This window comes from Arenimonas sp., assembly GCF_019459675.1.
Lineage (GTDB): Bacteria > Pseudomonadota > Gammaproteobacteria > Xanthomonadales > Xanthomonadaceae > Arenimonas.
On sequence record NZ_JAIBFH010000383.1, the window covers coordinates 1 to 3,064 of the forward strand.

4 protein-coding genes are annotated in these 3,064 nt (G+C 72.9%); all 4 read right to left on the reverse strand.

Annotated elements, in window-relative coordinates:
* Nucleotides 1-1,143: type II secretion system protein GspL (gene gspL, locus K0M70_RS12730; RefSeq protein WP_290782507.1), on the reverse strand; the 1,143-nt coding region annotated here is incomplete at its 3' end.
* Nucleotides 1,140-2,117, reverse strand: a complete 978-nt coding sequence (gene gspK, locus K0M70_RS12735; RefSeq protein WP_290782509.1) for a type II secretion system minor pseudopilin GspK — start codon at nucleotides 2,115-2,117, stop codon at nucleotides 1,140-1,142. The genes gspK and gspL, both read right to left, overlap by 4 nt.
* Nucleotides 2,114-2,722, reverse strand: coding sequence for a type II secretion system minor pseudopilin GspJ (gene gspJ / locus K0M70_RS12740; RefSeq protein WP_290782510.1), 609 nt, complete (start codon nucleotides 2,720-2,722; stop codon nucleotides 2,114-2,116). Before gspJ ends, gspK begins: the two co-directional genes overlap by 4 nt.
* Nucleotides 2,719-3,064, reverse strand: a 346-nt coding sequence (gene gspI, locus K0M70_RS12745) for a type II secretion system minor pseudopilin GspI (RefSeq protein ID WP_290782512.1), incomplete at its 5' end; no start/stop codon positions are given. The genes gspJ and gspI, both read right to left, overlap by 4 nt.

Below are 3,064 nucleotides of genomic sequence, written 5' to 3' on the forward strand. Positions count from 1 at the left end.
GCAAAGCAATCCCCGGCGGCACCGCGGCCACGGCGCCACACCCAGCAGCAGGGGCGAACGCCGCCGGCCGGCGGCCGGCTGCGTGGTGTCCAGCGAGGCCAGCACGCCGCGCTCGGCCAAGGCTGCCGTCAGCTTAGGCAGATCGTCGGGCTGGTCATGGTCCAGGGTGACGGCAAGCACGCTGTCTTCGCCGAAGTCGAGGCCGGCAACGCCGGCGCCCGGCAACTGCACCAGGCTTTCGAACAGCGCGCCGGTGCTGATGGCGAAGGCATCGCCCGCGCGCGCCGCCGCCAGCGCCGCATCGGCCCGGGCAAAGGGCGCGCCCGTGGCATCGGGCAGCGCGGCCGTCGCCTGCAGCTGCGACGCGGCCTGGGCATGCACCGATCGCAGCGCCAACTCATGGCGCAGCGTCTGCGCCGCGAAGCCCAGGGGCGGCAGGGCCAGCGCCAGGGCGGCGAGCAGGGCGACGGATCGCCACGCGGCCCAGCCCGTCGGCGTCGCGGGATGCCTGGAGAAGTCCTGCTGCAGCAGGTCGATCGCCAGCGGCGCACAGACGGCGCCCCGGCCCAGGTCGGCTTCGGTGGCCAGGTGCAGGCTGGCCGGCGCGGCTGCGTGACCGTCCAGCAGTGCGCGGGCCAGGTCGGCCTCGGCGCTGAAGGCCAGGGATTCACCGCGCACGCGCCAGACCGCGTCGGTCTGCAGCACCCGCCAGCCGCCCGGTTCGGGTGCCGCCAACAGCAGGCAGTCGGGAACCACGGCGGTGGCCTGGAAGCCCTGGCGCGAAGCGCGCTCCAGCCACGCTGCCATGCGCGAGGGCGCCACCGCGGCCACCCAGCGTTCGTCGTCCTGGTTGGCGTCCGACACGGCCACGTGCAGGGACGTGGCCGGCACCGCCAGGCGATCCTCGACCAGTCGCGCCGCCGCGGCCGCCGCCTGCGCTGGAGAATTGGCGCGCAGGCGCAGCCGGTGCAGGCTGACGTCCCCGGCCGGGACGGCAAGCACGCATTCGCGGCGGGGGCCGGACGTGGGCACGGCGCCGTCGACGACTTCGCGCGACACGATGCCGCCCGCGTCGTCCAGTACTAGGCAAAGCGCGGGCGAGTCCGCGAGCGGGGGCAGCAGCAACAGCCTGGTCGGGCTCATGGGTCCGGGGTCCAGCGGCGGGCGATCGAAGTGACTTCACCGGCGGCATCGAGTTCGAAAAGAGTGCTGAGCACCACGTCGGCGTCCAGGTACTGGACCTCGGCGTGGAGCGCGAAGTATCGCGTACGCAGCGAAAGTTGCTGCAGCGCGTCGTTGCCCGGGCTCAGCCCGGCCATGGCCGGGGTGGCCCAGAAGGTGGCGAAGTCGCGCCATCCCTGCGCCGGCCGCCGTGCAATCACGGAACGCGCCGCGGCCAGTTCCAGCTGGCCCTCGCTGACCATCACCAGCATCAGGCCGTCGTCGGGCCCCAGGGTGTTGATGTTCACCGGCGACAGTTCCGGCGAGGGCAGGGCGCACACGTGCGGCCGCAACAGGCGGTAGGTCGCCTCGTCAAAGCCGCGGATGGCGCGCAGTTCGCTGACCTCGGCCAGCAGCGTGCCGGACGTGCGGAACGGCTGGCGCAGGCGCAGGTAGTGGCTGTCCTCGGCCCCGAGCGGGCCGGCGGACTGGTCGGAATCGATCCAGTCGGCCAGCGCATCGGCCAGTTCGCCGGCGCGCCGGGGCGCAATGCCGACGCCGCGCGCCAGCGCGACGAACTGGCGCGTCCCGGTTTCGCGGCGATAAAGCTGGTCCTCGGCGCCTTCCACCACGCTGTTGAGATTGAAGCAGTTGGACTGGTCGCGGATGCGCGCGCGGATGATGCCGTCTTCAACGGGGAACGCGAACGGGCGGTCGTTCCAATCGCCGTCCAGCGTGGTGGCCTGGCGGTCGCGGGCGGACAGGGCGTGCAGGCGGGAGCGCGCCAGCGACTCCGCGCCCAGCGCGTACCACTGCGCCTGTGCCTGTGCGTTGGCGTTGCCGGCGCGGCGCACGCCGAACCGGATGTCGTCCAGCACCGACACCAGCAGCACCGACATCACCGCCACCAGCAGCAGCACGGTCAGCAGCGCCACCCCGGACTGGCGGCGATTCACGGCCGGCCTCCCGGCACCAGGAACAGCTGCTGCACGGGCCCGTAGTCTTCCAGCACCAGGTCCAGGCGCACGGCCTGCGGCAGCGTGTCGCGCGCCCCGGGCCAGCCGGGCAGCCACTGGCCGCGGTGGAAGTAGCTCACGCTCACCGAGGCCACGCCGGACAGCAGCGTCTGCGTCTTCGTCACCGGCGTGCCGTCTACCGCCGCGTGCGCTTCTCGCAACAGCAGGCCACCGACATGGCGGTAGCGCACGCGCTGCAGCGATGCGCGCGGCTGCGCTTCGGGATTGTCCCAGCCGCGGCGGGTGAATTCGAACACGATGCCGTCGCCGGCCAGCGGCGCGCCGCTGAACGCGCTGCGGAGCGCGCTGCCGTCGGCCTGGCGCACGCGCCTCACCGCGGCCTGCGCCAGGTCCTGCTTCATCAGGCTGCGGCTGCGCTGGAATTCGCCCAGGCGATCCATGCGCGCACCGACCTGTCCCTGGTTGTCCACGGTGTACGCCATCACCGCGACGCCGGCCGAGCACAGCAGCCCGAACACCATCAGCGCCACCAGCATTTCCACCAGGGTGAAGCCCCGCAGGCGGCGGTGGGCGCGGCGCGTCATTGCCGGCTCCGGAACACGCTCAGGTGCGCCAGCACCTGCGGGGCGTCGGGATGCCGCACCTGCACGTCCACGCGCACGATGGCCGGGTCGCTGGTGTCGGCCAGCGTGCGGCTCCAGCGCCAGGGCGCGCCGCCCGCTTCCTCGACGCCGACGTTGGCCGCGGCCAGGTCGGCCATCGGCATCAGCAGGGCTTCCACGGCGCGGTTGTCCGCCACCACGCCGGCCAGCACCTGTTCGTGCACCAGGGTGGCGGTGCGGGCGTTTTCGCCCGACAGGTTCAGCAGCGCAAGCACCGCCAGGCTGAAGACCGACAGGGCCACCAGCATTTCGATCAACGTGAAG

Bases quoted from the DNA above. Each gene is read 5' to 3' on its own strand.
- gspJ (WP_290782510.1), bottom strand. From the start codon at position 2,722: ATGACGCGCCGCGCCCACCGCCGCCTGCGGGGCTTCACCCTGGTGGAA.